This window comes from Nocardia sp. NPDC060220 (assembly GCF_042727815.1).
Taxonomy (GTDB): Bacteria; Actinomycetota; Actinomycetes; order Mycobacteriales; family Mycobacteriaceae; genus Nocardia.
Window position 1 is genome coordinate 1 of sequence record NZ_JBHWZY010000969.1, and the last position, 2,400, is coordinate 2,400.

The 2,400-nt window shown below is 68.4% G+C and carries 2 protein-coding genes; one reads left to right on the forward strand and one right to left on the reverse strand.

The window, feature by feature from the left end:
• Positions 1-1,360, forward strand: a 1,360-nt coding sequence (locus tag ACFWF3_RS32390) for a wax ester/triacylglycerol synthase family O-acyltransferase (protein ID WP_379317648.1), incomplete at its 5' end; no start/stop codon positions are given.
• A gap of 55 nt (positions 1,361-1,415) precedes the next feature.
• Here ACFWF3_RS32390 and ACFWF3_RS32395 read toward each other — a convergent pair.
• Positions 1,416-2,300 carry an alpha/beta fold hydrolase gene (locus tag ACFWF3_RS32395; protein WP_379317650.1) on the reverse strand — a complete coding sequence of 295 codons (885 nt, stop codon included), beginning with the start codon at positions 2,298-2,300 and terminating at the stop codon, positions 1,416-1,418.
• Positions 2,301-2,400: the final 100 nt, after the last annotated feature.

A 2,400-nucleotide genomic window follows, 5' to 3' on the forward strand; every position in this document is an offset into this window, starting at 1 on the left:
GGATGCCAGTTTCCTCTATCTGGAGACCGACACCCAGCATCTCCACGTCTGCGCACTGCTGATCCTCGACCCGGCCGACGGGCCCTACTCCTTCGGCAACCTCCGCGACGAGCTCCGCAAGCGGTTGCCCCTCATCCCGCATATGCGCCGCCGAATCCACTCGGTGCCGTTCAACCTCGATCATCCGCTGTGGGTCGACGACGCCGACTTCGACATCGACAACCACATCCGGCGCGTGGAATTGCCGGAGACGGGTGGTCTGGCCGCGCTGATCGGCGCCATCGCCAGTCGCCCGATGGACCGGAATCGGCCGCTGTGGGAGATGTCGGTGGTGGAAGGTCTCGACGACGGCAAGGTGGCCGTCGTCTGCAAGTACCATCACTCGGCCGTCGACGGCATCACCGGCACGAACATGATGATGCACCTGTGCGATCTGGAGCCGGGGACCAGTCGCCCGGAACCCGAGCCGTGGCAACCGGAACCGGTGCCCGGCGATCTGGAACTGGCGGCGCGGGCCGCGGTCCGCTTGCCCGCCAGGGCCGGCATGCTCGGCATGGTCCCCAAGACCCTCGGGATGGTCGCGGGCTTCGCCCGGCGGCGCCGCAACAATCAAGCGGGGATGGAACTTCCGTTCTCCGCGCCACGCACCCCGTTCAACCAGGCCGTCACCGCGGCGCGGTCGGTCTCGTTCACCAAGACCGACCTCGGCGCGATCAAGGAGATCAAGGCCGCGTTCGGGGTGAAGGTCAACGATGTGGTGCTGGCCGTCGTCGGCGGCGTGCTGCGCCGCTACCTGGAAGAACGAGGCGAGCTGCCCGATCGCTCCCTGATCGCGTCGGTGCCGGTCTCGGTGCACGAATCCACCCGGCACACCGAGGGGATCAACAAGGTCTCGACGCTGTTCTGCCGCCTCGGCACCGATGTCGCCGATCCGGTCGAGCGGCTGCGGGTGCTGGCCGTCGCGAACCGCGAAGCCAAGGCCGAACACGACATGATCGGCGCCGACTTCCTGCAGGACTGGTCGAAGTACGCCCCGCCCAACACGTTTCGGCTCGCCTCGCGCGTGTACTCGTCGCTGAAACTGGCCGAACGGCACCCGGTGGTGCACAACCTGGTGGTTTCGAATGTGCCGGGCCCGCCGATGCCGCTGTACTTCCTCGGTTTCCGGGTGGACGGGATGTTTCCGTTCGGCCCGGTCTTCCACGGTGCCGGGCTCACCGTCACCGTGCTGTCGAACTGCGGCGATCTCGATTTCGGCTTCATCGCCTGCCGTGACCTGGTTCCCGATGTCGACGCACTGGCCGAAGCCGTGCCCGCCGTGATCGAAGACCTGCTCGCCGCGGCGCGGGCCAAGGGCTGATCACCCGCTCGGGCCGATCGCCCTGTTCGCCACCGGCGTCGAACAGGGTCGTCACCTACAGCCGTGCCGCCACTGCCCGGCACGCGTCGGTCAGCGCCGCGACGAACCGGTCCGGCGCGACGGCGCACGCGGCGTGACCCGCCGCGAGCGGATGAATACTCGACCCCGGGACGGCGGCCGCGAGTTCGATCTGGCGGTACACCGGGATCGCCCGGTCTCTGGTCGTGATGACCACCGCGGTCGGCATCCGCAGCTCGGGTAGCCACTCGGTGGCGTCGAAGGTCCCGATCTCGGCCAGCACGGGGGCTAGCGCCCAGCCACTCGTACTGCGGAATTCGGCCATCGCCCAGCGGCGGAGTTGCCCCGGCACCAAGGCGGGCGGCAGATCCGGCAGGGTCCGCGTGAAGCGCCGGGCGCGGCGATACGGATAGTCGCCCAGTGCCTCGGCGACGGAAGCGAAACCGCGATGGAACGCCCGCTCGCGCCACTTCTCCTGGAAGCGATAGGGAGTCGCGCACAGGACCAGTCCCGCCACCCGGTCCGGGTACCGGCGTGCCGTGAGCAGCGAGACGATACCGCCGAGCGAATAGCCGACGCAGACAAAGCGATCCAGACCCAGCGCGTCGGCGACCGCGACCACATCGTCGGCGCAGTCGTCGATCCGGAACTGGGCCGACTGGATCCCGCGCCCGTGCCAGCGCTGATCGAACAGCACCACGCGATAGTGGGCGCTCAGCGACTCCAACGCGGGAAACCAGTTCAGTGCCGCCGTGCACGCGGTGCCGTGCAGCAGGATCAGCACCGGTGCGCCGGGTGGTCCGGGGAGGTCGACGACATAGGTCCGGCCACGTCCGGGAAGGTCGAGCATCCGCCCACCGGGGATCTCGTCCACGGCGGGCACGACGAACGGCCCTGTCCGCACCGATCGCGCAGCACCCACGGTGGCCTCCTCGGGCATTTCTAGAACTCGTTACAGTTCATGATGGCATATCGAGGCAACAGTGTCGGCGCGGCAGCGTCAGGCGAGGAAGCGCTGGAGT